This window comes from Erwinia sp. GW821-FHT03D09 (genome assembly GCF_059420805.1).
This window is the reverse complement of record NZ_JBWKUK010000021.1, coordinates 47,395-73,200: the sequence shown is the minus strand read 5'-3', so window position 1 is coordinate 73,200 and position 25,806 is coordinate 47,395. Positions and strand designations below refer to the sequence as shown.

Here is a 25,806-nt window from a genome sequence, read left to right as displayed (position 1 = left end):
TTAAAAAAGTGACGAATGATGGAGTTTTGAACGAAAAAATTAACTCCGCAAATTCTTAGCAGAAAAAACGCTTAGCCGGGAAAGCAGAATAAGCCGATTACCGGTTGGCAGATACATCAGCCCCGGATTGGCGTCGTACGACATGGCCACCCAGACGTTCGGCGTACAGAGATGCGAGTTACAGATCGAGTGCGTGGAGAAATCGTTCAAGAATGGCATTAGGCCGCCGCCCTTTTCGAGTGACGATGGCAATTTTACTGCTGAAGTTCAGCCGCTGCGGCGCGAGGGCGCGCATCAGTTTTTTTTCCACCCACTGCGCCGCGAAGTGATCGGGCAGGTAGCCGATAAAGCGCCCGGTGAGGATCAGAAACGCGATGCCTTCACGATCCGAAGCGGTGGCCGTGCAGTTCAGCATCTGGTGCAGACCGATGGTTTCTGCCGTCATGCGAAACGCCGGGGCAATCGCATCGTACTGTACCAACAGATCATCGCTGGGATTGCCGTCTCCGCCAAACAGTGGATGTGAACTACTACAGTAAAGCTCTGATTTTTCGTCATAAAGATGGGAATAATCCAGACCCGATATCGGCGAGGTTAGCGGCAGAGCTCCGATATGCAGGCGGCCATCCATTAGCTTCCGCTCGATCTCCGCAGCGGTAGACATGCTGATATTCAGGCGAATTTCCGGGCCGGCTTCCCGCAGCGAATCCAGCGCGTGGGTGATTTTCATCCTTGGCTGGGTGACCAGATTATTGATGATGCCGATGTTAAATTCACCGCGCAGCTGCCGGTGCATCTGGTTAACCTGCTGACGAAAATGTTCGATTGCCGCCATCATGCTGTCGCTGTGGCGCAGAATTTCACGCCCTTCGTCAGTCAGGGCAAATCCCGCACGCCCCCGCTGACACAGCCGCATGCCCAGGCGCTTTTCCAGATCGCTCATATGCAGGCTGATCGCCGATCGCGTAATACCAAGCAGGCTTTCAGCGGCAGAAAAGCTGCCGCACTCGCTAACGGTTTTGAATATTCGCAGCAGCTTGAGGTCAAAGTCTGTAACCTGGGCAAGGGATTTGCTTTTCATTCAGGTAAGTAATTCCATAACTAAAGATGTATTTATATGCATTTAACTTAACTAATACTTGAATGCAAACTCTTCCTACACCCGTCAGGAGGAAAAAATCATGTCTGAAGCCGTTAATACCGCATCACTGAATCTGCAGGCACACTGGATGCCGTTCAGCGCCAACCGTAATTTCCACCGCGATCCGCGCTTTATCGTTGCGGCAAAGGGGCGCTGGCTGACGGATGATAAAGGCCGCCAGATTTTCGACAGCCTCTCCGGGCTGTGGACCTGCGGCGCGGGCCATACCCGCAGCGCGATCCAGGCGGCGGTCAGTAAACAACTCGGCACGCTCGACTACTCGCCGGGCTTCCAGTACGGCCATCCACTGTCGTTCCAGCTGGCGGAAAAAATCGCCCAGCGTATGCCCGGCGATCTGAATCACGTGTTCTTTACCGGTTCCGGTTCTGAATCCGCCGATACCGCCGTGAAAATGGCCCGTGCCTACTGGCGCGCCAAAGACCAGCCGTCGAAAACCAAACTGATTGGCCGCGCGCGCGGCTACCACGGAGTGAATATTGCCGGCACCAGCCTTGGTGGCATTGGCGGCAACCGTAAAATGTTCGGCCAGTTTATGGATGTTGACCACATCCCGCACACCCTGCAAACCGACCTGCCCTTTACGGCAGGCATGGCGGAAACCGGCGGCGTGGAACTGGCTAATGAGATGCTGAAGCTGATTGAACTGCACGATGCCTCTAATATCGCCGCGCTGATCGTGGAGCCGCTTTCCGGCTCCGCCGGGGCGATTATTCCGCCCCGCGGCTATCTGCAGCGCCTGCGCGAGATCTGTACCCAGCACAATATCCTGCTGATCTTTGATGAAGTGATCACCGGCTTTGGCCGCATGGGACGCTGGAGCGGTGCCGAATACTTTGGCGTTACCCCGGATATGCTCAACTTCGCCAAACAGGTCACCAACGGCGCGATCCCGCTGGGCGGCGTGGTGGCCAGCAGCGAGATCTATCACACCTTTATGTCGCAGCCGCTGCCGGAGCACGCGGTGGAGTTTGCCCACGGCTATACCTACTCCGCGCACCCGGTGGCCTGCGCCGCCGGGCTGGCGACGCTGAATTTACTGGAAAACGAACAGCTGATCGCCCAGTCGGCAGAACTGGCACCGCATTTTGAACGTACGCTGCATGCGCTGCGCGCGGCGCCGAACGTGATTGATATCCGTAACTGCGGTCTGGTGGGGGCGATTCAGCTGGCGCCGCGCGACGGTGACGCCGCCATCAGACCGTTTGATGCCGGTATGGCGCTGTGGAAAGCCGGCTTTTACGTACGCTTTGGCGGCGATACGCTGCAGTTTGGCCCGATGTTCAACACCCGACCTGCCGAGCTGGATCGTCTGTTCGATGCCGTGGGCGAAGCCCTGCACCATATTAACTGAGGGAAATGTCATGACTGTTATTCCCCATCTGATCAACGGTGAAATTCGCCAACCCGATGGCCGCACCACCTCCGTTTTTAATCCTGTCACCGGCAAAGTGAACTGACGCTGAAGGAAATTGCAGAACAAAGGAAGTTAAAGCATCGTGTATAAACTCACCCGACGTGCGGCTGAAGATTTCACCGATATCTATGATGATACGTGGTTAAACTTTGGCGAATCTCAGGCAGATAGCTACACGGAAACGCTGGAAGCGTTCTTTCAGACTTCGGCCAGCATGCCTGAAATGGGCCGGGATTATCCGGCGGTACAGAACATCAAGCGCATTGAATTTCAGAAACACAGCATCTTGTATGCCATCCGGGATTCAGACATATTGATCGTACGTATCCTGCACCAGCAGATGAATCACACCAGCCATCTGTAATCCGGCAGCTAAGGCAGGTTACAGCCCCCCGGTCAACTACCCTGAAAACTGTACATTTATCTGATATTCAGATTGGTTATAACGATATAATAAATTGTTTTTTCAAACCGATTAGTCGCATCCTCAGTCCTATACATGAGGAGAGAACCATGACCGATATTCCGTTGGTACAGTATTCACACACGGCAAAACGCTTTTTCCCCGGTATCTTGCTCACGCTTGCCATCGCACTCGGTACCGCCTGGCTGGGTAATCAGACCGTCATGTCGGGCCTTGGCCTGGGGGCGCTGACCCTGGCGATTATCGTGGGCATCGTGCTCGGCAACACAGTTTATCCTCTGCTCCATCCGCAGTGCGATGAGGGCGTACAGTTTGCCAAACAGAAGCTGCTGCGGCTGGGCATTATCCTCTACGGCTTCCGGCTGACCTTTCAGCAGGTTATGGCTGTTGGACTGAGCGGCGTGGTGGTTGATGTGGTGATGCTCAGCAGTACCTTCCTGATTGCCAGCTATATGGGGTCGCGCCTGCTCGGTATCGATCGCCAGACCGCGTGGCTGATCGGTGCGGGCAGCAGCATCTGCGGCGCGGCGGCGGTGCTGGCCACGGCACCGGTGGTGAAAGCGGAATCGTCAAAGGTTGCCGTAGCGGTCGCCACCGTAGTGATTTTTGGTACCGCCGGGATCTTCCTCTATCCGTGGATCTGGCATCACGTTGCCTCGCTTATCCCGGGGATATCGGCAACCCAGTTTGGAGTGTATACCGGGTCAACGATGCATGAAGTTGCCCAAGTGGTGGCCGCGGGCCACGCCGTCAGCCCGGAGAGCGAAAATGCGGCAGTGATCGCCAAAATGCTGCGTGTGATGATGCTCGCGCCATTCCTGCTGGTGCTGAGCGTCTTCATCAGTCGGGGTTCAGCGGAGAGCGGTGCTACGGCACAGCGCATCGTCTTCCCGTGGTTTGCCCTGATGTTCATTGTGGTGGCGCTGTTTAACTCGTTCCACCTGCTGCCGCTGCCGATGGTTGCCGCTATCAACAGCCTGGATAACGTGCTGCTGGCGATGGCGATGGCCGCGCTGGGGCTGAGCACCCGCATCAGCCAGCTGATGAAGGCCGGCACCCGTCCGTTTACCCTGGGACTGTTCCTGTTTATCTGGCTGATTGTCGGCGGCGGCGCGATTAATCTGTTGGTGCATCATGCGCTGGCTTAAGGCGTAAAGCGCATTGAGTGCCACCCACTCACTATTCTCTGCCCGGGCGATCCCCGCCGTGGCGGCTATGCTTAATCAATAACCGCTACTTGCCTCATCACCGGAGAACCCGTAATGAAAATTTTAATGGTACTGACCTCACACGCCGAGCTGGGTAATACCGGTGAGAAAACCGGCTTCTGGCTGGAAGAATTTGCTGCGCCCTATTACGTCTTCAAAGACGCGGGCGCGGAGGTGGTGCTGGCCTCGCCTGCCGGTGGCCAGCCGCCGGTGGACCCGAAAAGCGATCTGCCGGATTTTCAGACGGCAATGACCGATCGCTTTAAGGCCGACAGCGCGGCACGGCAGGCTCTGGCCAGTACCGTGAAGCTGGAGACGATAAATCAGCAGGACTTTGATGCGGTATTTTATCCCGGCGGCCACGGTCCGCTGTGGGATCTGGCCGAATCCGCCGACTCCATTGCGCTGATTGAAGCCTTCGATCGCGCCGCTAAGCCCATCAGCTTTGTCTGCCACGCGCCGGGCGTGCTGCGCCACGTGAAATCCACTGGCGGCGCACCGCGCGTTCAGGGCAAACAGGTTACCGGCTTCAGCAACAGTGAAGAAGCCGCGGTGCAGCTGACCGACGTGGTGCCTTTCCTGATTGAGGATGAATTTATTGCCGCCGGCGCACACTATCAGAAAGGTGCCGACTGGGCACCGTTCGTGGTTGAGGATGACAATCTGATCACCGGCCAGAACCCGGCCAGTTCGGAAGATGTAGCGAAGGCGCTGCTGAAAAAACTGGGCTAAACATTCAAAATAAGCAAGCATTCTCTGCTTGAGACCACGAAACCGGGCCATCAAAAGCCCGGTTTTTTTCATGGCCGGTTATCTGTTTTTCAGATAAGTATCGCGAAACTCTCTGGGCGGCATCCCCACTATTTTAACGGCAAGTTTGATGCGGAAACTGCCGCCCTGAGCCTGACCGCCAGCCACAGCAATATTCAACTTTTGACCGGCAGCAAGGTCATCAGACTGAAAACCGCTGCGGACGGCGGACGCATCGAAGAGGTGGTTTTCAACGCAATAATCAGACCTGTAGCGTGCGCCCTAAACTGGTTATTCTCGCCGCCGGAGCCGTACATTCGGCTGCGCTGCTGCTTAAATCGAAAAACGCCCGCTACCCCAACGGGCTGGCGAATCGCTCTGGCATGGTTGGCCGCAACTTTATGAACCACAACTGCACCGCCGTGCCGGGCTTCAGTCATCGCTACTGCAATCGCTCTGTGTATCAGAAAACCTTCGGCCTGAATGATTTCTATCTTTCCGATGGCGCAGGTGGATACCCGCTGGGCAACATTCAGCTGTTGGGGCGTGTGTCCGGTCAGATCCTCAAGTCATCCCTTCCCGCCGCGCAGGGTTTCGCTTTGAACTACTTCAGCAGGCACAGCATTGATTTTTACGCCATGAGTGAGGATTTGCCCTCCCCGGACAACCGTATCCAGCTGGACGGCGATAAAATAACTCTGCACTGGGAGCGCAATAACCGGGCGGCGCATACCCGACTGGTGAAGAAACTCAGCAACGCACTAAAGAAATGTGGGTTCTATTTTGTGATGAGTAAACCCTTCGATAAACGAACGCCGTCACACCAGTGCGGCACGATCAGAATGGGTACCGATCCCGAACGCGATCCGCTTAACAGTTACTGTCAGGCCTGGGATCATGAGAATCTGTACGTGGTGGACGCCAGCTTTATGCCCAGCTCGGCGGCGGTTAATCCTTCACTGACTATTGCCGTGCAGGCGCTGCGGGTGGCGGGCCACATAATGCAGCATCGTCTTGCCGAATAAGGACTCCGAACGCTACAAAGCAAAACGCCATGTCTGACATGGCGTTTTTTTATTAGCGGTATATTTTCCCCATCAGGAAATCAGGCCAGTTCTTTTCAAAAAAGACTTTACTGAGATCCACCGGATCGTTCACCGGGCGCGAAGCATGATGGAAGCTTTCACCGTCCCACGCAATCAGCAGCTTGCTGTCCGGCACAGCAGTTTTCTCCGATCGGAAGCGCCATTTCTCAATCGGCCCGCTGCGGCCCTCGGGAACTGAATCCCCCAGTTCATCAAGGATAATTCGGGCACCACGGCTGCCGCCGCCGCCTTCGATATACGTGCTCAGCATCGCCATAACTGCAGCAGAAGCCAGTGCGAAATGCCGCCAGAGTATGTTTTCGGTCAGCTGAGTCAGGCTGGTCAACCTCACGCCTTTCGCCAGCACCTCGCTCAGCAGCAACGCAGCACGCTGCTGTTCCGCTGCGGTTTCCTGCGCCGCGACAACAAATCCGGCCTTGTCCGACATGCGGTTGCGGATCTCGCTTTTCAGCGCAACGGGATCGAGGGCGTCCTCCGACCGCGATTTTTCCGCCCACAGAACGATCTCCGCCATTGAATCGGCATAATCGATTTCCCACGCGCACGCACCCTGCAGCTGGCGCTGCTGCACGTCGTGCGCCACCTTTTGCGCCACCCGCACGCCAAACACCTGCCCGGAGTTCAGCGCCGCGCCGCCGGGCCGGGTGACGCCATGGGTTCCGGCCACTTCACCCAGCGCAAAACAACCGGCCAGGCTGGTTTCCCCCCAGATGTCCACCTCAATACCGCCGTTCATATGCTGATTGTTCACCGCAAACTCCAGCGGACTGCGCGTGATATCGCAGCCGTGCATAGCATAAAGCTCTATTGCCAGCGGGTTCATCTGTTTCAGCCGATCGATGGGCAGTTCAGCAGCGCATTCGTTATTGGCGAGGTAGCTGCTGACGTCCGCATCAAGCCGCGCCAGCGAGAACGGCAGATCCCCCGGAACCGGCTGCGGATTGCGGTTGAAATCCATATACACCCGGTGCCCGTTTTTCACCTCTTCGGCAATCGCCATATCCACCAGGCTGGAGCCGTACTCCAGCGTGCGCGTGGCGTGGAACGGCCACTGATAGCCTTTGCGAAAGACGTTCGAGGCCAGCTCCTGCGTGGTGCGATAATACTGCGCGAGGAAGTTGCGCTCGTTGCCCTGCACATCCACTGAATAGATATAGGGGATCACCTGTACGTAAGTCCCCGACAGATTCCACGGAAATGCCGTACGCGGTGTGCCGATGCCAAACTGGCTCTCAATAATATTGGCTAACCTCAGCCCGCCTTCCAGCGCCAGCCCCAGCGAACCGTAACACTTCTTCGGGTAAACGCTGTCGCGATACATATCCCCCGGTCCGCCGGTGGCCAGCACCACCGATGCGGCATTGATAACCCCAAAGCGATAGGGATTGTGAACCGCGCTGCCGGTGCTAACCAGCAAGCCAACACATTGCTCCGCACCGGCGCTGTCCCGCTGCTTGATCAGCTTTAGCGCCGTTGTGGCGGTCAACATCGGTATCGCCAGCCGCTGCGTCTCCTCCAGTAGCACTTTCACCATCAGCCGCGAGGTACGCGGACCGCAGCTGGTGGCGCGACCGGCCTCATCATGATCGGTTTGATAACGCAATATCGAACCGAAGCGGTCTTCCGGCGGCTCAAGCCCCAGATACTGCAACCCCGCCAGAGTGTGTATGGAACCCACGGCCTCTACGTAGGCGATATCTTTATCCATCGCACCGCCTGAACTCAGCGCCGCTGCCAGCTGATGGAAGTTATCGCCATTTTTGCCCGTGGCAGCGGTAAACAGTGTCTGTTTATCCGATCCCGAACAGGCCGAGGTGCCCATATACAGCCCCGAGGTGATCAGCAGGACGTTGACGTTTTTCCGCTTCAGCTCCACGGCCGCGCGCAGGCCGGCGGCCCCGGAGCCGACCACCACGGCATCGTAGTGATAAAACGGAACATTCAGTCCGTTAATCTCCCTGATTTCGCTTTCCCGGACTTTATTAAATGACTTAGGAAAGGATACCTGCGTCAGGCTATCCAGAATATGTTGATCAACAACACCCATATTGTTTTCCAGGCATATTTAAATTAATTAACGCGTACACTTCACGGCATAGAACAGAATGACGACGAAGCTGAACACCGGAATAATAAATGCGGTTGCCATTGAGGAGTAATCGGCAATCATCCCCATCAGATAAGGTGAAATTGCACCGCCGACTAAGGTCATGACCAGATAAGAACCCGCACGCTTAGACTGCGCGCCCAGGTTTTTAACTCCCATGGCAAAGATGCACGGATACATAATCGACAGGAAGAAGAAGATAACCACCAGACCGATAACGGAGATTTTTTCCACGCCGATGACCGCCAGTGAGCACAGCAGGATATTAATAATACTGTAGGTAATTAACATGCTGCGCGGCGCAAAATACTTCATTACCCAGGTACTGATAAAACGACCAATCATAAAAGTCAGCATCGCGCAGGAAAGAAGATAAGAGGCATCCTGCACGCTGGTGCCTTTCCAGTGATCGATGGCGTAGTTAATAAAGAATGAGGCGATCCCCACGTGCGCAGCCATATAAAAGAACTGCGCGGCCAGCGCACCGGTAAAGCTCGGTTTTTTCCAGATGCTCTGTTGCGCTGCGCCCAAACGGCTATCATCACGGGCTTCCTGCACTTCCGGCAGGCGGGTGACGATAAACACCACCATCAGCAGCAGGACCACCGCAGCCAGTACCACGTAGGTGGTCATCACCGGATCGAAGGCATGCCCGGCAATGCGAATGTCCGGCGCGAAGAACAGCGTACCGCCAATAATCGGCCCCATAAACACGCCAAGGCCGTTAAAAGACTGGGCGAAATTCAGGCGGCGCTCGGCGTTATTAGCATCACCCAACACCGACGCATACAGATTGGCCGAAGTTTCCAGGCAGCCTAATCCACAGGCCAGAATAAACAGGGCAAACAGGAAAAAGGCAAAAGTACCCGCCGAGGTGGCTGGCACAAACAGCAGCGCTCCGGCAGCGAACAGTAATAATCCGCAGATCACCCCCAGCTTATAGCCATAGCGCTGCATCACCGCCCCGACCGGAATCGCCACAAGGAAATAGGCACCGTAATAGGCCATTTGCAAATAGCCTGACTGCGCCTTGCTGACGTTTAAAGAATCCTGGAAATGTTTATTTAAAACATCTAACAGGCCATGGGAAAGCCCCCACAGGAAAAACAGCGAGGTGATCATGCCAAATGCCAGCTTTACCGAAACAGTCTTATTATTAAATGCAGGAACAGAAGCGATGTTATTATCAATACTCATACAGACCTCTTTGCAGATGTTTTTTATTGTTTAATGACTGCCCAACCGGCCGAGAATGGTATCCGCTGCCTTTTCGGCAATCATGATGGTCGGAGCGTTGGTATTACTGCTTGGTACACGCGGTATCACGGATGAATCCGCAATACGCAGCCCCTGCAGCCCGAAGACGTTCAGATGCTCATCCACTACCGCATCCGGATCGCCCTCTACACCCAGGCGGCAGGTTCCCACCGGGTGATGATCGGTTTTAGCGTTCTGGCAGGCGTACTCGAAGAGCTCATCATCGGTACGGATCTGCGGCGAAGGCAGACGAATTTCCTTTACGTAGGGCTTGAACGCATCCTGCGACAGAATTTCGCGCACCAGCTTCAGGCCGCGCAGTGACATTTCCCGGTCGTAAGGGTCCGCCCAGTAATTCGGATCGATCAGCGGCGCATCAGCAGGATTGCCGCTGGCCAGCCGCAGCGTGCCCCGCGAGCGTGGGCGCAGGAACGCGGAGTTCAGCGTTACGCCAGAGTTTTTCATCTGCTCAACGCCCGCTTCAATCCCGGAACCCAGACCCAGGTGGAACTGTACATCCGGCGATCGTGCGTTGCTGTCCAGATACCAGAAGCCGCCGGTTTCAAACAGGCTGGAGGCTACCGGCCCCTTCTTCAGCAGCAGATACTGCAAACCGGCCCAGGCGGCGTGATGGATTTTCAGACAGGGGTCGTAGGTGTGGTCGCCGGTACATTCGGCAATGGCGAACAGGTCGAGGTGATCCTGCAGATTGCTGCCCACGCCCGCCAGGTCATGTTTAACCGTAATACTCTGCTCTTCCAGATGCCGGGCCGGGCCGATGCCGGAGAGCATCAGCAGCTTAGGCGAGCCGAAAGCACCGGAGGTAACGATCACTTCCCGCGAGGCGCGCACCTGCTGCGTGCCGCCGCTACCGGTGGCAATTTCCACGCCGGTCGCCCCCTTGCCTTCCAGCAAGATACGCAGGGTGAAGGTATTCAACTTTACGGTCAGATTCGGCCGCGACTGCGCCGGACGTAAATAGGCTACTGAGGTTGAGGAGCGTTTGGCATTAAGCTGGGTAAGCTGGTAATAACCTAATCCCTCCTGATGTTCACCGTTAAAATCCGGATTATAGGGAATATTTAATTCCTGACCGGCCTGGAAAAAAGCTTCGCAAATAGGTAGCGGACTGATCGGATTTGATACGCCAAGCGGACCACGGTAATCATGATATTCATTAACAAAGCGCTGGTTTTTTTCGGACTTTTTAAAATAGGGCAGCACATCTTTATAGGCCCAGTTTTTAACGCCGCAGGCCTGTTCCCATTCGTCATAATCATGTTTCGACCCGCGGGTATAAACCTGGGCATTCACCGATGACCCGCCGCCAATCACTTTCGCCTAGGTAAATCTCAGCACGCGGTTATTCAGATACTTCTGCGGAACGGTGTGCCAGCCCCAGCTGCTGCGGCCCTTGGTCATTTTGGCAAAGCCGGCGGGCATACTGAACAGTGGATGAGAATCCCCCCCGCCAGCTTCCAGCAGCAGCACCTTAATAGTCGGATCTTCGCTGAGCCGGTTCGCCAAAACGCAACCGGCAGATCCTCCGCCGATAATAATATAATCGTATTCCACGTTGACCTCACGTCATGAGACGGCAGCCATCTTATTCGGATGGCCGCATTATTATTTAATTCAAGAATTGAATCAGTTGGCGTTGTTTATCCACCAGTTGGTTCTGGCGCCAATATGTAATTGCACGGTTTTCTGCTCGGTATAATCTTCTACCGCGCTCTTACCTAATTCACGCCCCAGACCGGATTGTTTAAATCCGCCAAACGGTAATTCCGGCGTACCGTCAAGGAAGGTATTGACCCAGACCGTACCGGCATTAATTTTCCGCGCGGCTTCCAGGCATATATCAATATCTTTGCTCCACACGGCGGCGGAAAGTCCGTACAGCGTGTTATTGGCAATATTGATTGCCTCTTGATAATCGGCAAAGGTGAGAATGGCTAATACAGGACCAAATACTTCCTCCTGCGCAATCTGCATCTCCGCCTTCACGCCACCGACCACGGTGGGGGCCATAAACAGTCCCTGCCCGCCCGTTACCCGCTCACCGCCGAGCAGAATTTCAGCGCCGTCTTCACGAGCTGAGCGGATAGCGTCTTCAATCACCGCCATCTGGTTATCATTGATAATGGAACCGACCTTGACCTCGGGATGCAGCGGATCGCCGACCTTCACCCGGCGGGCTTTTTCCACCACCGCGCGGGTAAATTTCTCGGCGATGTCCTGATGTACCAGCACGCGGCTACCGCTATTGCAGCATTCACCGGCGTTGAAATAGGCGCCAAACACCACCGCATCAACCGCCGCGTCAAAATCGCAGTCCGGGAAGATGATTTGCGGATTTTTGCCCCCCAGTTCCAGCGAGACTTTCTTCAGCTTGCGCCCGGATTCTGCTGCGATATGCCTGCCTACCCGAGTGGAACCGGTAAATGAAACCATGTTGACATCGTCGTGATCCACCAGCGGGCTGCCCACGTTAGTGCCCAGGCCGGTTACAATGTTGACGACGCCCGCAGGCACGCCCGCATCGGTGAGGATCTCGCCCAGCATCAGCGTGGTTCCGCTGGTGAACTCACTCGGTTTAATCACTACGGTACAGCCCGCCGCCAGCGCAAACGGCAGCTTCTGGCTAAGTATCCAGATAGGGAAATTCCACGGCGTGATCATCGATACCACACCCACCGGCTGGCGCAGCACCAGGCCCAGCATCTGGTCGCCCAGCGTGTTGTAGCTTTCACCGTGCAGCGTGCGGGTCAGCGAGGCGGCATAGCGCCATAAATCCACGCAGCCGGACACTTCGCCGCGCGCCTGCGCCAGCGGTTTACCGGTCTCAAGACATTCGATAATCGCCATCTCTTCAGTGCGCTGCGCAATGCCGTCGGCAATCTTCAGCAGCAGCTCAGCGCGCTCTTTCGCGGTAAACGACGCCCAGGTTCCCGAATCAAAAGCCCGGCGCGCCGCAGAAATGGCCAGCAGGGCGTCCTCCGCGCTGCCGTCAGCATAGGTTCCGGCGACGATGCCGTGCGCAGGCCCGATGCGATCGACACGCTTGCCGCCAACTGAGTCACGGAACTCCCCGTTAATCAGCATACTGCCGTGATAAGGCCGGTAACCGGACAGAACTGAATGGTCTGCGGTTAAAAAAGTGGTCATCCTATTCTCCCTGGTATTCTGCTTTACGCCGCTCAGAAAAACTCGCCAGTCCTTCTTTCGCATCACGTGTGGTTGCTGCCAGCGCACCGGCAATGGACTCCAGCGCCATCGCCGTATCCGTTCCTGCGCCTGCATCGATAATTTGCCGGGTCAGCTGTACGGAAACTGGTGCCTGCTCGCTGATCTTCTCCGCCAGCGCAATAGCCGTTGCCAGCACGTTGCCCGGCTCGCTGATTTCCTGTACAAGGCCCGTCTCATACGCGCGGTCGGCGTTGATGCGGATACCGGTCAGTGCCATATATTTCACCTGCCCGGGTCCGATAAGCTGTACCAGACGCTGGGTGCCTGACCATCCCGGACAGGTAGCAATCCCCGCTTCCGGCAGGGCGAAAGTGGCCGCCGGATCGGTGACGCGAATATCACAGGTCACCAGCAGCTCCAGTCCGCCGCCAAAGGCGTGGCCGTTGATCGCCGCAATGACCGGTATTCTGAGCGTGGCCCAGCGGTCGAAAACACGATGGCCTTTACGTACCCAGTTGCGCCACATATCCAGCGCTTCCAGCGATGACCAGACTTTGATATCCGCACCCACGCAGAAAGCGCGTTCACCGCCTGCGGTCAGCACCACGGCACGCAGCACAGGATGCTCTTCAATCTCATCCGCAATCCGCGCCAGTTCGCTCAGCATAAAAGGCGTCAGCGCATTGAGCTTTTCAGGGCGGTCCAACGTAACAACGGCAATCGTGCCGCGCGTCTCCAGCGTGACGCCGCCCATATTTTCAGCCACGTGCCACCTCCGGCAGTTCCAGCCCCATTACCGCGTCATAAAACATGCGCGGGTCCATTATTTTCAGGTTATCTGACACCCGCAGCGGGAAATCGGCCTGCTCCAGTACATCCCGGGTCAAATCCATACCGGGCGCGATTTCCGTCACCATCAGCCCCTCTTTCGTCAGCTGCATCACGCAGCGTTCGGTAACATAGATAACGTCCTGTCCGCGCTCCAGCGCCATGCGGCCGCTGAAGGTCACGTGATCGACATCGTTAACCAGCTTGCGCAGCTTGCCTTCCTGCTCAATAACCAGCTCCCCGCCTTCAATTCGCTGCCTGGCCCCGGCTTTAAAGAAGCCGGAGAACACCAGTTTTCGCGCATGGGTCGTGATGTCGACAAAACCGCCGCAGCCAGCGGTCAGGTACGGCTTGCCCGGCAGTTTTGACACGTTCACGTTGCCGAAGCGGTCAATCTGCAGGAATGACAGCATTGCCATATCAAAACCGCCGCCCTGGAAATAGGTGAACTGGGTGGAAGCCGGAACGATGGCGTCCGCGTTGGCCGCACAGCCAAAGGCAAAGCCCAGCAGCGGCATGCCGCCGACCGCACCCTGCTCAATCACCCAGGTCACCTCACCGTTCATTCCCTCTTCCAGCAGAATGCGCGGGACGTTGGCGGAAATACCAAAGCCGAGGTTAACGGTCATGCCTTTTTTCAGCTGCATGGCGGCGCGGCGGGCAATCAGTTTTTCCGTCCCCCACTCAGGCACTTCAAAGCTGCTCTCGGGGTAGAAGATTTCGCCGCTGATCGCCGGATCGTAGGCAATCATGGTGGTCTGCATCTGGTCCGGGGCCACGACGATATGGTCCACCAGGTTACAGGGGACGTGAACGTGATGGGGTTTCAGCGTACCGGCTTTGGTCAGGCGTTTGACCTGAGCAATCACCGTACCGCCGTTGTTTCTCACCGCCAGCGCCTGTTCGACGACACCAAGCACGCCGCCTTCATGCTCAAACGACAGGTTGCCGCGCTCGTCGGCGGTGGTGGCACGGATAATCGCCACGTCAGGCACCAGCGGATAGAAGTGCAGCCAGGTTTGACCGGCGAAATTAACTTTACTGACCAGCGGTTCGGCGGCAGCCAGTTCGTTCATTGCACAGCCCTGGCGATCCGGGTCAACGAAGGTATCAAGGCCGACTTGGGTCAGGACGCCGGGACGTTTAGCCGCCGCATCTTTATGCAGATCGAACAGCACGCCGCTGGGTACGTTGTAGCCGGCAATTTCGTTGTCGATAATCATCCGCCAGATTTCCGGCATCGGTAAGGATGACGGGCCGCTGGGCAGCGAACCGGCAATCACTTTTTTCAGCAACCCGGCCTGGGCAAGATGCTCAATCCCCGGAATACCGTACATGTCTCCCGCAGCGATGGGGTGGATCATGGTCAGATTACGAGGATGTCCTTCATTCCTGTAGCGCTCGCCCAGGGCAGCCAGCACCGCATCCGGGCAGTTCAGACCGCTGGCCGAACTGACGGTGACCGAGGCGTTATCGCCGACCAGCGCAGCGGCGTCGTCAGCAGTGAGTAGTTTTTTCATCGTATTCACTTATTGTTTGATTAAAATCGGCAAAACATACATTTCCCTTCACGAATCCGCGTTACTCCTACTCATCCCCTTCTTCAACCAGAACCAGTCTTTGTTGAGATAAAACAAAATTAATGATGTAAAACATAAACATAATTAACCACCTCTTGCTCTGGCTGGTTTATGCATGCGGCGGAGCCACTTCAAATTCCGTGCTCATTTCGGCATACAAAAACTAAACAAATCTAAAATTGGATCGTTCCAATTTATTTTGGAACGTTCCAAACACTATAGATGGCATCATAAAGAGTCAATCCGTCATAACAGATAAGATCCAAAATATGATCTTCGTCGCAAACTTCTTGTAAGTGCATTCACTTGCAGGACATTAACTGGGGATACCGCAGGGGGAAAGGTGGATTTTGACCAGTACCGCGATTACTCTTAGGGAAATTTTTTCTTGAGGTTACAAAGTGAGACTTCCTACGGGTGACGGTAAAGTGACAATCATGGATATAGCTCGCGCTGCTGGCGTGTCCAAATCTACTGTCTCACTTGTTCTGAACAACAGCGAACTGGTGAAGCCGGAAACGGCGGCAAAGGTCAAACTGGCGGCGGAAAGCCTCGGTTACGTCTATAACCGCAGTGCGGCCAGCCTGCGCCAGGGGACCAGCAACGTTGTAGCGATGGTGGTTAACGACCTCACCAACTCCTTTTTTGTTGAACTGTTGATCGGTGCCGAGCGCCGTCTGCTGGAATCCGGTTTTATCACCCTGCTGTCCCATACCGGGGAAGACATTCCGCTTCAGGAACAGGTGCTTAATTCGATGCGCGAGCAAAAAGCCGCCGGGCTGATCCTCTGTCCGGCCCTCAGTACGCCGCCGGGACTCACCCGAACGCTGAAAAGCTGGAAACTGCCGTTTGTCACCGTGATGCGCCCGTTGGAAGGTGAAGACTCCGATTTTATCGGCTGTGATAATTACGAAGGCATCAAGCTGGCTACTCAGCACCTGATTGACCTCGGTCATCAAAAAATTGCCTTTATTGGCCGCAATCGCATTAATTCCGTCAGCGTTGTTCGCCAGGATGGCTACGAGCACTGCCTGCTGAATAATGGATTTACGATTAATCCGGCGTGGATCGTAGAGAGTAAAATCAGCATGGCGGGCGGCAAAGAAGCGATGAAGCAGCTGCTACAGCTGAGTGACCGCCCGACGGCGGTGGTCTGCTATAACGATCTGATTGCCACCGGCGTACTCAGCGAAATCGGTGAACAGGGCCTGATTGCCGGCAGAGATATTGCCGTGGTCGGTAGCGATGGCGTGGCGAATACCGCCTTTACCAATCCGCCGCTGACCACTGTTGCCCTGCAAAGCCACAAAGTAGGCGAGCTGGCCAGCCAGATACTCCTTAACCGGCTGAAAGATCCCGCCGCTCCCTTTACGCACACTTTGCTGAAGCCCGAGCTGATTATCCGCAAGTCCTGCGGATCGAAAGGCTGAACCTGCCGCTCTCTGCTGCCCGGCGATCGGGCTTCAGGCTTCAGGCAGAGCACAAACGAAGTCGGCTTATTTTGTGCGCCCCTCGACGCCATCATTTTCATGCCGCTGCCCGCTTCGTTCCTCATTGCTAAGCCCGTTGTCATCGGCTCCCTCCATCTGCCACTGTAGTCATGCCGCTAAATAGCCGTAACGTGCCTCCGGGCTGAAATCCTGCCAGATATGGCCACTGTCAGCTGCGGACACCCTGAAGTAGTCGCGGAAAAAGTGCGCACTGTCTCTCAACATACGCATTTCATCTCTCCCACATTTCGCTATCGACCTGAGCAAAGCGGATCGTCCCGTTCCCGGAACGTGAACGATTCGTGAGCCGACTCACGCAAGACTTGTTGCATTTTTGTTGGTTTCGTAGCCATAATTACGAACGAATATAAGAAAACCTTCATTCGAAGCATAACATACCCGAAGCGGAGCTGTCACGATGAGCGATTTCACCTCGACCACCCTACCAGAAGACCATAAGGCCCTTATCCGGCTGATGAAAAAGCAGCTTCGCCGGCAGATTGGTGACGTTGAAGGGCTTTTTGCCCAGGTTAAGCACAAGATTACGACTGAAATCTCTCGCGCGAAGGCAGAAGAGGCCGAACACGGCACTGCCTGGCCGGTGATTAACTGGACGGATATCGCTGAAAAACGCATCACATCAGAGCAACTCTCAGCGATCAAACGGCGCGGCTGCGTGGTGGTGAAGCAAACCTTCCCGCGCGATAAAGCCCTGGCCTGGGATACCTCGATGCTCGACTACCTCGACCGCAACGATTTCGATGCGCAGTACCGCGGACCGGGCGATACATTCTTCGGTAGCCTTGAGGCATCCAGACCGGAGATTTACCCCATTTACTGGTCCACCGCGCAGATGGAAGCGCGGCAAAGCGAGGCAATGGCCGAAACGCAGTCGTTCCTCAATCACCTGTGGAAATTCGAATCTGAAGGAGTGAAGTGGTTTAACCCGGACGTCAGCATCATTTATCCAGACCGAATTCGCCGCCGCCTGCCGGGAACCACCTCGAAAGGGCTGGGTGCACACACCGACTCCGGCGCGCTCGAGCGCTGGCTGCTGCCCGCCTATCAGCAGGTTTTCAGCAAAATATTCAACAATCGATTCGACGAATACGACCCGTGGGACGCGGCGCATCGTACCGAAGTTCATGAATATGACGTTGATAATACAACCAAATGTTCTGTATTCCGCACCTTCCAGGGTTGGACCGCACTGTCGGATATGCAGCAGGGCCAGGGGTTGCTGCACGTGGTGCCGGTACCGGAAGCGATGGCCTACGTGCTGCTGAGGCCGCTGCTGGACGACGTCCCGGAAGATGAACTGTGCGGCGTGGCACCGGGCAAAGTGCTGCCGATCTCGCCACAGTGGCATCCTGACTTGATTGAGGGGCTGAGTTCCATCCCATCACTGCAGGCAGGCGATTCGGTGTGGTGGCACTGTGATGTGATCCACTCGGTGGCACCGGTGACCGATCAGCAGGGCTGGGGCAACGTGATGTATATCCCTGCGGCACCGCTCTGCGAGAAGAATCTGGCCTACGCACACAAAGTGGCACAGGCGCTGGATCGGGGAACGTCGCCGGGCGATTTCCCGCGGGAGGACTACGAACGCGACTGGCAACAGCGCTTTTCTACTGCGGATTTGAACAACATCGGCAAACGCAGCCTCGGGCTGGAATAAGTGACAAAACGGCTGGCCCGGAGGTTTGGGCCAGCCGTGTAAACAAACTTTTATAACCACTTCAGGGGATGCGCTTTTTCGCACCGGCATAAACTGCCGAGCGTCCCCGCTTGCCTACCGCTACAACGAACACCACGACTCTCTCATCGATAACCTGATACACCAGCCTGTAACCAGAAGATTTCAATTTAATCTTGTAGCAGTCAGGCATATCTCTCAGCTTATTAGCCTCGATACGCGGTGACAGGAGTATTTCAGCCAGCTTCTTTTTAGCTCACGGATACTTGAACCCAGCTTGCGCCACTCTTTCAAAGCACGCTCGTCAAAATCCAGGTGCCAGGCCATCAGAGATCGTCCAGCGTTATGCGCACGGGTTCAGGATCTCGCAACCGTTCTCTGACTATTTCGACTAACTCCGCATCTTCATCACTGAGTAAAGATTGCCTGAACGGAAGGCGCTCATTATCCGCAATATATTCAAGCATCAGGCGCAGAGCTTCTGATGGTGTTATACCCATTTTTTCCAGTGCAGCGTATGAGCGGGCTTTAAGTTCGTCATCGATGCGTAGATTAATGCTGCCCATTTATACCTCACAGATTTGTAAATACAAACGTCATTACAAGCAGTATGTCACCTGTTCCCGGCACCTCCCATAAATGAAAGCCGCGGCGATCGGCTAACGCTGCCAGCCACAGGCGTGGTATGGCGTGAAGAATATCTGTTAGACTGAACCGAATTATTCCAGCCTTATCAAAGCCTGAATGAACAGCAGACACGAACATATCATCCAGTTGGTGAACGAAAGAGGCAGCGTCAGCGTCAGCGAACTGGCGCAGCTGACCGGCGTTTCTGAAGTCACCATCCGCCAGGATCTCAACGCGCTGGAACGCGACAATTTTTTAAAGCGCGTCCACGGCTCCGCTGTCGCACCCGACAGCGACGACGTGAATTCACGTATGCAGACACGCTACAAAATCAAGCAGGGGCTGGCGGAATTTGCCGCCTCGCAGATCGGCGACGGTGAAGCCATCTTTATTGAAGGCGGCAGCACCAATGCCCTGCTGGCCCGCGCACTCGCCTCACGCAGCGATCTGACAATTATTACCGTCAGCCATTTTATCGCCCATCTGCTGCGCGATTCGCAGTGTGAGGTGGTCATCCTTGGCGGCCAGTATCAAAAAAGCAGCGAATCCGTGGTCGGCCCCTTAACCCGCTACTGCATCCAGCAGCTTAACTTCCATAAAGCCTTTATCGGCGTGGACGGCTGGCATGCGGACACCGGCTTTACTGGCCGCAATATGATGCGCTGCGACGTGGTGAACGCGGTAATGGCCAAAGGCACCTGGACCATCGCGCTGACGGATTCGTCTAAATTCGGCAGCGTCCACCCCTATCCGATCTCGATTGAGCATACCTTTAGCCAGATTGTTACCGATGATGGATTGTCACCTGACATCCGTAACACGCTGATTAAGCAGAAATATCAACTGGATATTGTCGCACAGCGCCGCTAACACCAGGCAGACTGACGGTCGTTTTCAGCCAAAAGTGGATTTACCGCCATGACAATAACCATCCGTGCAGCAACGTCCGATGATATCGACGGGCTGTTCCACGTGCGCACTTCGGTCCGCGAAAATACGCTGACCTGTGAAGAACTTGAAAAAATGGGTATCACCAAAGCCGCCGTGACCGCCATGATCCAGAATTCACTCTGTGCCTGGGTGGCAGCGGAAAACCAGAAAATCGTCGGATTTTCCATGATTATCCCGGAAGATGCCTGCCTGTTTGCCGCCTTTGTTCTTCCTGAATATGAAAACAGAGGGATTGGTAAACTACTGGTTCAGGTTGCTGAAGATGAGCTGTTCCGGCAGCACCGGGTTATCTGGCTGGAAACCGGTAAAAACACACGCGCCGCAGGATTCTACCGCCATACCGGATGGCGCAACGAATCCGCGGCAGGCGAAGGCGATATCCGCCTGGAAAAACGCAGAGACTGACGATCCCAGGGCGGCCCGCTTAACGCCAGGAAAAACGTCCGGTGACTGCCTTTACATCAGCAGGAAGTTTTACCCCAGGCGGTGCAATTATAGCGGCTTGAGCACCAGCACCGCGTAGCGGCACGTTTGCCCGCTACGGTTGATAAACACGCAGTCGGCAGGATCGCCCAGCGCCAGACAATCGCCCTCGTTCAGCTCAAAGGTTTTTTCCCCCTCCTGAAACACCAACTCACCGCTGATAACCCAAATTAGCTGGCGGCGTGAAAGATAGGAAATGGCCGGCATCGGCACCGATACGCCGGCAGGCAGCTCTACGCTGATCAGATCCGCCGTGTTCCGCATCGGTGCCGCCAGAGCGGTGCTGATTGGCCTTCTCGGCCCGGTGCTGACCATTTTCTTTAGCTGGTGGCTGTTAAAGGAGCCGATCTCGCTGGAGCAGATGCTGGAAACGGTACTGGTGACAGGCGGGCTGCTGGTGGCGATCCGCCGTTAGCGCGCCCGGCGAGGCGCAGGCCTCTTCGAGGTAAACAGCACAGGCCGAATCTCTGACCGCAGCCTTCACGGTCAAAGATCCCAGTGCATCAGCGGTACTTCGGTTTCATCCACACCGTGCCCTGCTCGTGGCTGTCCACCACCGCTTCCACGAACGCCACGCCCTTCAGCCCGTCATCAATCTGTGGCGCCGCCACGCCGGCCAGGCCCGGTTCCAGCCCGGCATCACGCACCCGCAGCGCATCGGCGAATCCGCTATAAAGGTTAGAAAACGCCTCGATATAACCTTCGGGATGGCCCGGCGGCGTGCGGGTGCGGGAACGGGTTAGCGCCTCCAGATCGTCGCGTCCGCGCTTAATAATCTGGCTGTTGCCCTCCAGCGGGGTATAAAGCAGTTCATTCGGCTGCTCCTGCGCCCACATCAGGCTGCCGGTTTCACCAAAAACGCGCAGCCGCAGGGAGTTAGCGCAGCCAATCGCCACCTGGGACGACCACAGCATGCCCCGCGCCCCGCCCTCATAGCGGATCAGCACGTGGGTGTTATCGTCCAGCGCACGCCCCTCAACAAACGTCGCCAGATCGGCCATCACGCTTTCGGCCTTCAGCCCGGTCACATAGCCCGCCAGGTGATAGGCATGGGTACCGATATCGCCAACCGAACCGCCCCGGCCGTTTTTCTTCGGATCGACACGCCAGGCGGCCTGCTGATTGTTTTTCAGCTCCACGCCGGTTGCCATCCACTCCAGCGGATACTCCACCTGCACCGTACGCACCTGACCAATCAGCCCGGCGGCAATACGCTGCCGCGCCTCGGCTATCAGCGGATAGCCCGCGTAGGTATAGGTGACGCCGAGGAAGCCGCCGGTGCGCTGCACCACTTCGGCCAGCAGCTCCGCATCCTCCAGCGTGCTGGTCAGCGGCTTTTCGCAAATCGCATCGATCCCCGCCTCCAGGCAGGCGCGCGCCACGGGATAGTGGGTGAAATTGGGCGTGCAGATAGCAATCACATCCACGCCGTCTTCACGCGCGGATTCAGCCGCAATCATCGCCGTAAAATCGTCATAGGAACGGTCGGCAGCAATAAAGTTTTCCGCCGCAAAGGCATGGCCGCGGGCAGCATTGATATCGAATGCCCCGGCAACCAGCTCATACTGATTATCCAGCCGGGCAGCAAAGCGGTGGATGCCGCCGATGTAGGCACCCTCGCCGCCGCCGACCATCCCCAGGCGAATACGGCGTCCCTTCAGTGGTGTTTTTTTCATGGTGTCAGAACCCCAAAATTTTGCGGTTAAGCGCCGGATCGGCCCAGGATTTACAGAAGTCATCAAAAGATTTATCGGTCACGCGGATGATATGGTCGCGGATAAATTTCACCCCCTCGCGCGCGCCATCTTCGGGATTTTTAAAGCAGCACTCCCACTCCAGCACCGCCCAGCCGTCAAAACCGTAGCCCGTCAGTTTCGAGAAGATCGCGGAAAAGTCGATTTGCCCGTCGCCCGGCGAACGGAAGCGCCCGGCACGGCTGCTCCAGGGCTGATAGCCGCCCCAGGCACCGCTTTTACCGTTGGGGCGGAACTCGGCATCCTTCACATGAAAGGCTTTAATCCGCTCATGGTAGTGATCGATAAACGCCAGATAGTCCATGCCCTGTAATACCAGATGGCTGGGGTCATACATCATATTGCAGCGCGGATGGTTGCCAGTTTTATCCAGAAAACGCTCGAAGGTCAGGCCGTCGTGCAGATCCTCGGTAGCGTGGATCTCGTAGCAGACGTCTACCCCCTGCTCGTCAAAAGCGTTGAGGATCGGCAGCCAGCGCCGCGTCAACTCATCAAAGCCCTCCTCGATGAGTCCTTCCGGCCACTGCGGATAGGGGTAGAGATAGGGCCATAACAGCGTGCCGGAAAACGTTACGTGCTTGCTTAAGCCGAAACGGCGGGAGGCTTTCGCTGCCAGATACAGCTGTTCGGTCGCCCAGCGCTGCCGTTCCTGCGGATTATTGCGCACGGCTTCCGGCGCAAAGCTGTCAGCGGGCAGATTAAAGGCCGGATGCAGCGCCACCAGCTGCCCCTGCAAATGGCTGGCTAAATCGGTGAGCGTCAGCTCGCGTTCGGTAAGGATGCCGAGAATTTCGTCGGCATAGGTCTGGCTTTCCGCCGCGCGAGCCAGATCGATCAGCCGCGTATCCCAGGTGGGGATCTCCACGCCCTTAAACCCCTTCTCAGCCGCCCATGCCGCCATACCGGCCAGCGTATTGTAAGGTGCGCTGTCTCCGGCAAACTGCGCCAGGAATACACCAGGACCTTTAATCGTCTTCATTGTGGCTCCTGTAGAAAAAGGCACCTGCAGGAAACGCAGGTGCAAATAACCCCACTAAAGTCATTACTTCGTCATAAACTGCTGATAGTTCTGCGGCGTAACCTGCTGGAATGGAATGAATTTAATGTCCTCGACCTTGCCGCCTTTCGCAGCTGTCTCAGCCATGTCTACCGCGCCGTAGGCCTGCGATTTCGCATCCTGGAACACGGTAACGGTCAGCAGGCCGGTTTTAATCGCCTGCAACCCGTTCGGGCCACCGTCGGTGCCGCCGACCAGAATGTCCTTACCGGGCTTCAGGCCGTTGCTTTTAATCGCCATTGCCGCACCGATTGCCATCTCATCGGCGTTCGCGGATAAAATGTCGATTTTGTCACCAGCGAGGAGCCAGTTGTTCATCAGGTTCATACCGTCTTCACGCATCCATTTGGCGGTATCTTCCAGCGTGACGTGCATATTCGGGTGTTTGGCAATCACCTCTTTCGCTCCCTGGGTTCTGAAGCGGGTCGCATCGTTGCTCAACAGCCCTTTCATAATTGCCACGTTGACACTTTTACGATCCTTCACCTTCTCGGCCAGATACGCCATTTGCAGCCTGCCCGCCTCCACTTCATCGCTACCGATATAGCTGACGCCGTCACCCATTTTCGAATCCGACGGCATACGATTAAGATAAATCAGCGGAATTTTGGCCTTTCTGGCGGCCTCGCTCATGTTTTTAGTGCCCTGGGTATCCACCGGGTTGACGATAATCACATCCACCTTCCCGTTGATAAAATTCTGTACCTGGCTCAGCTGCTTATCGACCGCACCCTGTGCATCTTCAAACTGTACTTTCATATCGGGATAGGTTTTGCTTTGGTCCAACACGTATCCCCGCAGACGGGACAGGAAGACATCATCCATTTGTGCGATGCTGACGCCCACCTGAACGGCGAAAGCTGCCGGGCTGAGCGTGAGAAGGGTCAGACAGAGTAAGAGTGATTTTTTCATTATTGCCTTCCAATTAATGGGTTAATCGGCGCTAACCGACTACGAAGGATTATTATTAACTGCCGTTATTTAAAAATGGCCCTGGCTGTCAGCAGGACTTCGCACCATTTTTTCCAATAATAAGATCGAAGCAACAAAAATTGCAACGCATGAAAAATGCGCGCATTTCACTGATGAAACGGACATTAAGCGTTTTAAATTCATCATGTTAATATTTTGCTAATTGCCAAAGTGCCGTTATCAGCCGCCAGGCAGAATCGTTTTCTTAGAGAGTAATCACATTAATTCAGGGGAAATGAACCGAGATCGTTACGGGTTCCACAATGCCTGTTCCGTTGCTACCCTATGAACGTTAATTAACTGTTATTGAGGCAAGGGATGAAAGTGGTCACTGAACAGGCTGATGCAGAGTTTATGCAGGCATTTTTTGAAAACGACACGCCCGAAGGCGAATACGATGAGCGGCGAACGGCGAAAATCCAACAGGCACTGGCCACCGCCGTCGGGCAGAAAAACCGCGAATCGACGCTGTTCTGGCAGCACGCCCTCACTTTCCTGGCGCTGTTTGTTTTTCTCTATGCCGCGCTGGGCGCTTCGCTGACGCTGGATCTCTCCGCCGGGAATGCCAGCCACGGCCATAAAAGTATTGAATATGCGCTGGAAGCCATTCCGGTACTGATCGCCTTTTCCGGCTACTTTATCGCCATTCTGTACCTGTTCCACTGTAAAACCAGCGCCCGCCGCACGGAGAGCTGGGATCGGGCCATTCACGCGCTGGAGTCTCAGGGTTCTGGCGGCCTGTTTACCGCCGTTAATACCCGCAGCGCGGGGGCCAGTGACTATTCCAGCCCGGCGATTGCCACCGCGCTGGCACTGTTTATCAGTCTGACCTGGCTGGTGATTTATAACTACCTGACTTTTACCACCAGCGGCGTGATGGGTAGCGTGATCTCGCTGTTTATCAGCACCATGACCTATGTGATCCTTGATATCCAGCTGCTGAAGCCAACGGATAACCACGCGGCACCGGTTGAGCCGGAAAAAGAAGAAAAAACGGAAGAGACAAAGACACCGCCTGAACAGGACTGAATGAGGAGATGTTATGAGAATTTTGATCCCCACCTTTTTACTTGTCGCTGCCGCCTCCGCCAGCGCGGCGAACGAACAGCAAACCGAAGCCACTTATATCAACCACCTGTGCAGCGTGGTGGTGCAAAAGCCGGAAGCATCGGCAGACTATTACCTGCAAAAAATCAAAGAGATGAGCATGCGCGGTGAGTCAGCGTCGGCGCTGAATAAGGACGAGTTCGATCAGGAGATTGCCGAAGAAGTGGTTAACAGCTGGCAGTCGCTGTCGCCGGAGCAGCGCCAGCAGGCAAAATCTACCGATGCCTGCCAGCAGTTGATGGCCAGCGAATTCCAACAGGCCGATTAACGATCGACACGGTGAAACCCAGAGGCCGCGGGCTTTCTACCTGCGGCCAGTTCGTAGTCCCCTTCCTGCGTAATCACCTGCCCTGCTGCTGCGGATCGGCGGTGTTCAGCTCCAGTACCCAACCGCCTTTACCCATCTGCGGGATGCGAAACGGCACGCTACCCTCAAAGGGATTGAACAGCATCAGCACATCACGCCAGATCCCGTCCTGCTGTTGCAGATCGGGCCGCGTCAGGTACAAACCAATCGTCGTGCCCTCATCCCACTGCTCTGACTGCTGCGGACCGCCGCCGGCGTTAAACCACTGGATCACCATGCCATCGCGCCAGTTCTCTCGGCGCTGAACGGCTCCGGTTCTGCCAGCTGCCGTGCCAGC

Annotated in this window: 26 protein-coding genes and 2 pseudogenes; 12 read left to right on the top strand and 16 right to left on the bottom strand. The window is 55.8% G+C overall.

What is annotated here, in order from left to right; genetic code table 11:
- Positions 1 to 178 precede the first annotated feature (178 nt).
- Positions 179 to 1,081 (bottom strand): LysR family transcriptional regulator, encoded by a 903-nt coding sequence (locus AC07U6_RS19160; RefSeq protein WP_494764720.1) that lies wholly within the window; start codon positions 1,079 to 1,081, stop codon positions 179 to 181.
- Positions 1,082 to 1,181: 100 nt separating this feature from the next.
- Between AC07U6_RS19160 and aptA the strand changes: the two genes are divergently transcribed.
- From aptA to AC07U6_RS19135, 5 genes are all read left to right on the top strand, one after another.
- Entirely contained in the window at positions 1,182 to 2,513 is a 1,332-nt protein-coding gene (gene aptA, locus AC07U6_RS19155; RefSeq protein WP_494764719.1) for an omega-aminotransferase AptA, read from the top strand.
- A 145-nt stretch (positions 2,514 to 2,658) separates the two neighbouring features.
- On the top strand, positions 2,659 to 2,940 hold the full coding sequence (locus AC07U6_RS19150; protein ID WP_494764718.1) for a type II toxin-antitoxin system RelE/ParE family toxin: 282 nt from the start codon (positions 2,659 to 2,661) through the stop codon (positions 2,938 to 2,940).
- Positions 2,941 to 3,089: 149 nt separating this feature from the next.
- Entirely contained in the window at positions 3,090 to 4,148 is a 1,059-nt protein-coding gene (locus AC07U6_RS19145) for a YeiH family protein (protein ID WP_494764717.1), read from the top strand.
- A 114-nt stretch (positions 4,149 to 4,262) separates the two neighbouring features.
- A complete protein-coding gene (locus AC07U6_RS19140) occupies positions 4,263 to 4,940 on the top strand; it encodes a type 1 glutamine amidotransferase domain-containing protein (protein ID WP_494764716.1) in 678 nt (225 codons plus the stop codon).
- A gap of 293 nt (positions 4,941 to 5,233) precedes the next feature.
- Positions 5,234 to 5,983, top strand: coding sequence for a GMC oxidoreductase (locus tag AC07U6_RS19135; protein ID WP_494764715.1), 750 nt, complete (start codon positions 5,234 to 5,236; stop codon positions 5,981 to 5,983).
- A 52-nt stretch (positions 5,984 to 6,035) separates the two neighbouring features.
- Here the strand turns inward: AC07U6_RS19135 and AC07U6_RS19130 are convergent, their stop codons facing one another.
- The 7 genes from AC07U6_RS19130 to AC07U6_RS19100 all read right to left on the bottom strand — a co-directional run bounded on the left by AC07U6_RS19130 (position 6,036) and on the right by AC07U6_RS19100 (position 14,965).
- Positions 6,036 to 8,111: an FAD-binding protein gene (locus AC07U6_RS19130; protein ID WP_494764714.1), complete on the bottom strand. Its 2,076-nt coding sequence runs from the start codon at positions 8,109 to 8,111 to the stop codon at positions 6,036 to 6,038.
- 27 nt (positions 8,112 to 8,138) lie between these two features.
- Positions 8,139 to 9,368 (bottom strand): L-fucose:H+ symporter permease, encoded by a 1,230-nt coding sequence (gene fucP / locus AC07U6_RS19125; RefSeq protein ID WP_494764713.1) that lies wholly within the window; start codon positions 9,366 to 9,368, stop codon positions 8,139 to 8,141.
- A gap of 30 nt (positions 9,369 to 9,398) precedes the next feature.
- Entirely contained in the window at positions 9,399 to 10,763 is a 1,365-nt protein-coding gene (locus AC07U6_RS19120; protein WP_494764712.1) for a GMC family oxidoreductase, read from the bottom strand.
- A 6-nt stretch (positions 10,764 to 10,769) separates the two neighbouring features.
- Positions 10,770 to 11,003 carry a lycopene cyclase family protein gene (locus tag AC07U6_RS19115; protein WP_494764711.1) on the bottom strand — a complete coding sequence of 78 codons (234 nt, stop codon included), beginning with the start codon at positions 11,001 to 11,003 and terminating at the stop codon, positions 10,770 to 10,772.
- A 72-nt stretch (positions 11,004 to 11,075) separates the two neighbouring features.
- Positions 11,076 to 12,596, bottom strand: coding sequence for an aldehyde dehydrogenase family protein (locus tag AC07U6_RS19110; protein ID WP_494764710.1), 1,521 nt, complete (start codon positions 12,594 to 12,596; stop codon positions 11,076 to 11,078).
- A gap of 1 nt (position 12,597) precedes the next feature.
- Positions 12,598 to 13,383: an enoyl-CoA hydratase/isomerase family protein gene (locus AC07U6_RS19105; protein WP_494764709.1), complete on the bottom strand. Its 786-nt coding sequence runs from the start codon at positions 13,381 to 13,383 to the stop codon at positions 12,598 to 12,600.
- The gene (locus tag AC07U6_RS19100) at positions 13,376 to 14,965 is read right to left on the bottom strand and encodes an acyl CoA:acetate/3-ketoacid CoA transferase (RefSeq protein ID WP_494764708.1); all 1,590 of its coding nucleotides are present in this window, start codon (positions 14,963 to 14,965) and stop codon (positions 13,376 to 13,378) included. Before AC07U6_RS19100 ends, AC07U6_RS19105 begins: the two co-directional genes overlap by 8 nt.
- A 461-nt stretch (positions 14,966 to 15,426) precedes the next feature.
- Between AC07U6_RS19100 and AC07U6_RS19095 the strand changes: the two genes are divergently transcribed.
- On the top strand, positions 15,427 to 16,455 hold the full coding sequence (locus AC07U6_RS19095) for a LacI family DNA-binding transcriptional regulator (RefSeq protein ID WP_494764828.1): 1,029 nt from the start codon (positions 15,427 to 15,429) through the stop codon (positions 16,453 to 16,455).
- Between the two features lie 168 nt (positions 16,456 to 16,623).
- On the opposite strand, the gene AC07U6_RS19090 is transcribed toward AC07U6_RS19095, so the two are convergent.
- Positions 16,624 to 16,746 carry a hypothetical protein gene (locus AC07U6_RS19090; RefSeq protein WP_494764706.1) on the bottom strand — a complete coding sequence of 41 codons (123 nt, stop codon included), beginning with the start codon at positions 16,744 to 16,746 and terminating at the stop codon, positions 16,624 to 16,626.
- A gap of 187 nt (positions 16,747 to 16,933) precedes the next feature.
- Here AC07U6_RS19090 and AC07U6_RS19085 point away from each other — a divergent pair, with 187 nt between their 5' ends.
- Positions 16,934 to 18,193 carry a DUF1479 domain-containing protein gene (locus tag AC07U6_RS19085; RefSeq protein ID WP_494764705.1) on the top strand — a complete coding sequence of 420 codons (1,260 nt, stop codon included), beginning with the start codon at positions 16,934 to 16,936 and terminating at the stop codon, positions 18,191 to 18,193.
- A 61-nt stretch (positions 18,194 to 18,254) separates the two neighbouring features.
- On the opposite strand, the pseudogene AC07U6_RS19080 reads toward AC07U6_RS19085, so the two are convergent.
- Positions 18,255 to 18,538: pseudogene (locus AC07U6_RS19080) on the bottom strand (type II toxin-antitoxin system RelE family toxin).
- The gene (locus AC07U6_RS19075; protein WP_494764704.1) at positions 18,538 to 18,777 is read right to left on the bottom strand and encodes a type II toxin-antitoxin system RelB/DinJ family antitoxin; all 240 of its coding nucleotides are present in this window, start codon (positions 18,775 to 18,777) and stop codon (positions 18,538 to 18,540) included. Before AC07U6_RS19075 ends, AC07U6_RS19080 begins: the two are co-directional and overlap by 1 nt.
- A gap of 178 nt (positions 18,778 to 18,955) precedes the next feature.
- On the opposite strand from AC07U6_RS19075, the gene AC07U6_RS19070 reads away from it, so the two are divergent.
- Together AC07U6_RS19070 and AC07U6_RS19065 are read left to right on the top strand one after the other, a co-directional pair.
- Positions 18,956 to 19,708: a DeoR family transcriptional regulator gene (locus AC07U6_RS19070; RefSeq protein ID WP_494764703.1), complete on the top strand. Its 753-nt coding sequence runs from the start codon at positions 18,956 to 18,958 to the stop codon at positions 19,706 to 19,708.
- Between the two features lie 48 nt (positions 19,709 to 19,756).
- Positions 19,757 to 20,194: a GNAT family N-acetyltransferase gene (locus AC07U6_RS19065; RefSeq protein WP_494764702.1), complete on the top strand. Its 438-nt coding sequence runs from the start codon at positions 19,757 to 19,759 to the stop codon at positions 20,192 to 20,194.
- 87 nt (positions 20,195 to 20,281) lie between these two features.
- Here AC07U6_RS19065 and AC07U6_RS19060 read toward each other — a convergent pair whose 3' ends face one another.
- Positions 20,282 to 20,536, bottom strand: a complete 255-nt coding sequence (locus tag AC07U6_RS19060; RefSeq protein ID WP_494764827.1) for a cupin domain-containing protein — start codon at positions 20,534 to 20,536, stop codon at positions 20,282 to 20,284.
- On the opposite strand from AC07U6_RS19060, the gene AC07U6_RS19055 reads away from it, so the two are divergent.
- Entirely contained in the window at positions 20,526 to 20,687 is a 162-nt protein-coding gene (locus AC07U6_RS19055; RefSeq protein WP_494764826.1) for an EamA family transporter, read from the top strand. The genes AC07U6_RS19060 and AC07U6_RS19055 overlap by 11 nt on opposite strands.
- 88 nt (positions 20,688 to 20,775) lie before the next feature.
- Here AC07U6_RS19055 and AC07U6_RS19050 read toward each other — a convergent pair whose 3' ends face one another.
- From AC07U6_RS19050 to AC07U6_RS19040, 3 genes are all read right to left on the bottom strand, one after another.
- Positions 20,776 to 21,948 carry a Gfo/Idh/MocA family protein gene (locus AC07U6_RS19050; RefSeq protein WP_494764699.1) on the bottom strand — a complete coding sequence of 391 codons (1,173 nt, stop codon included), beginning with the start codon at positions 21,946 to 21,948 and terminating at the stop codon, positions 20,776 to 20,778.
- A 4-nt stretch (positions 21,949 to 21,952) separates the two neighbouring features.
- Positions 21,953 to 23,005 carry a sugar phosphate isomerase/epimerase family protein gene (locus tag AC07U6_RS19045; RefSeq protein ID WP_494764698.1) on the bottom strand — a complete coding sequence of 351 codons (1,053 nt, stop codon included), beginning with the start codon at positions 23,003 to 23,005 and terminating at the stop codon, positions 21,953 to 21,955.
- 63 nt (positions 23,006 to 23,068) lie between these two features.
- A complete protein-coding gene (locus AC07U6_RS19040) occupies positions 23,069 to 23,995 on the bottom strand; it encodes a substrate-binding domain-containing protein (RefSeq protein ID WP_494764697.1) in 927 nt (308 codons plus the stop codon).
- Between the two features lie 378 nt (positions 23,996 to 24,373).
- On the opposite strand from AC07U6_RS19040, the gene AC07U6_RS19035 reads away from it, so the two are divergent.
- Positions 24,374 to 25,084, top strand: coding sequence for a RipA family octameric membrane protein (locus tag AC07U6_RS19035; RefSeq protein ID WP_494764696.1), 711 nt, complete (start codon positions 24,374 to 24,376; stop codon positions 25,082 to 25,084).
- Positions 25,085 to 25,097: 13 nt separating this feature from the next.
- On the top strand, positions 25,098 to 25,430 hold the full coding sequence (locus AC07U6_RS19030) for a hypothetical protein (protein ID WP_494764695.1): 333 nt from the start codon (positions 25,098 to 25,100) through the stop codon (positions 25,428 to 25,430).
- On the opposite strand, the pseudogene AC07U6_RS19025 reads toward AC07U6_RS19030, so the two are convergent.
- A pseudogene (locus AC07U6_RS19025) lies at positions 25,427 to 25,785 on the bottom strand (hypothetical protein); the annotation flags it as partial. The gene AC07U6_RS19030 and the pseudogene AC07U6_RS19025 overlap by 4 nt on opposite strands.
- Between the last annotated feature and the right edge of the window lie 21 nt (positions 25,786 to 25,806).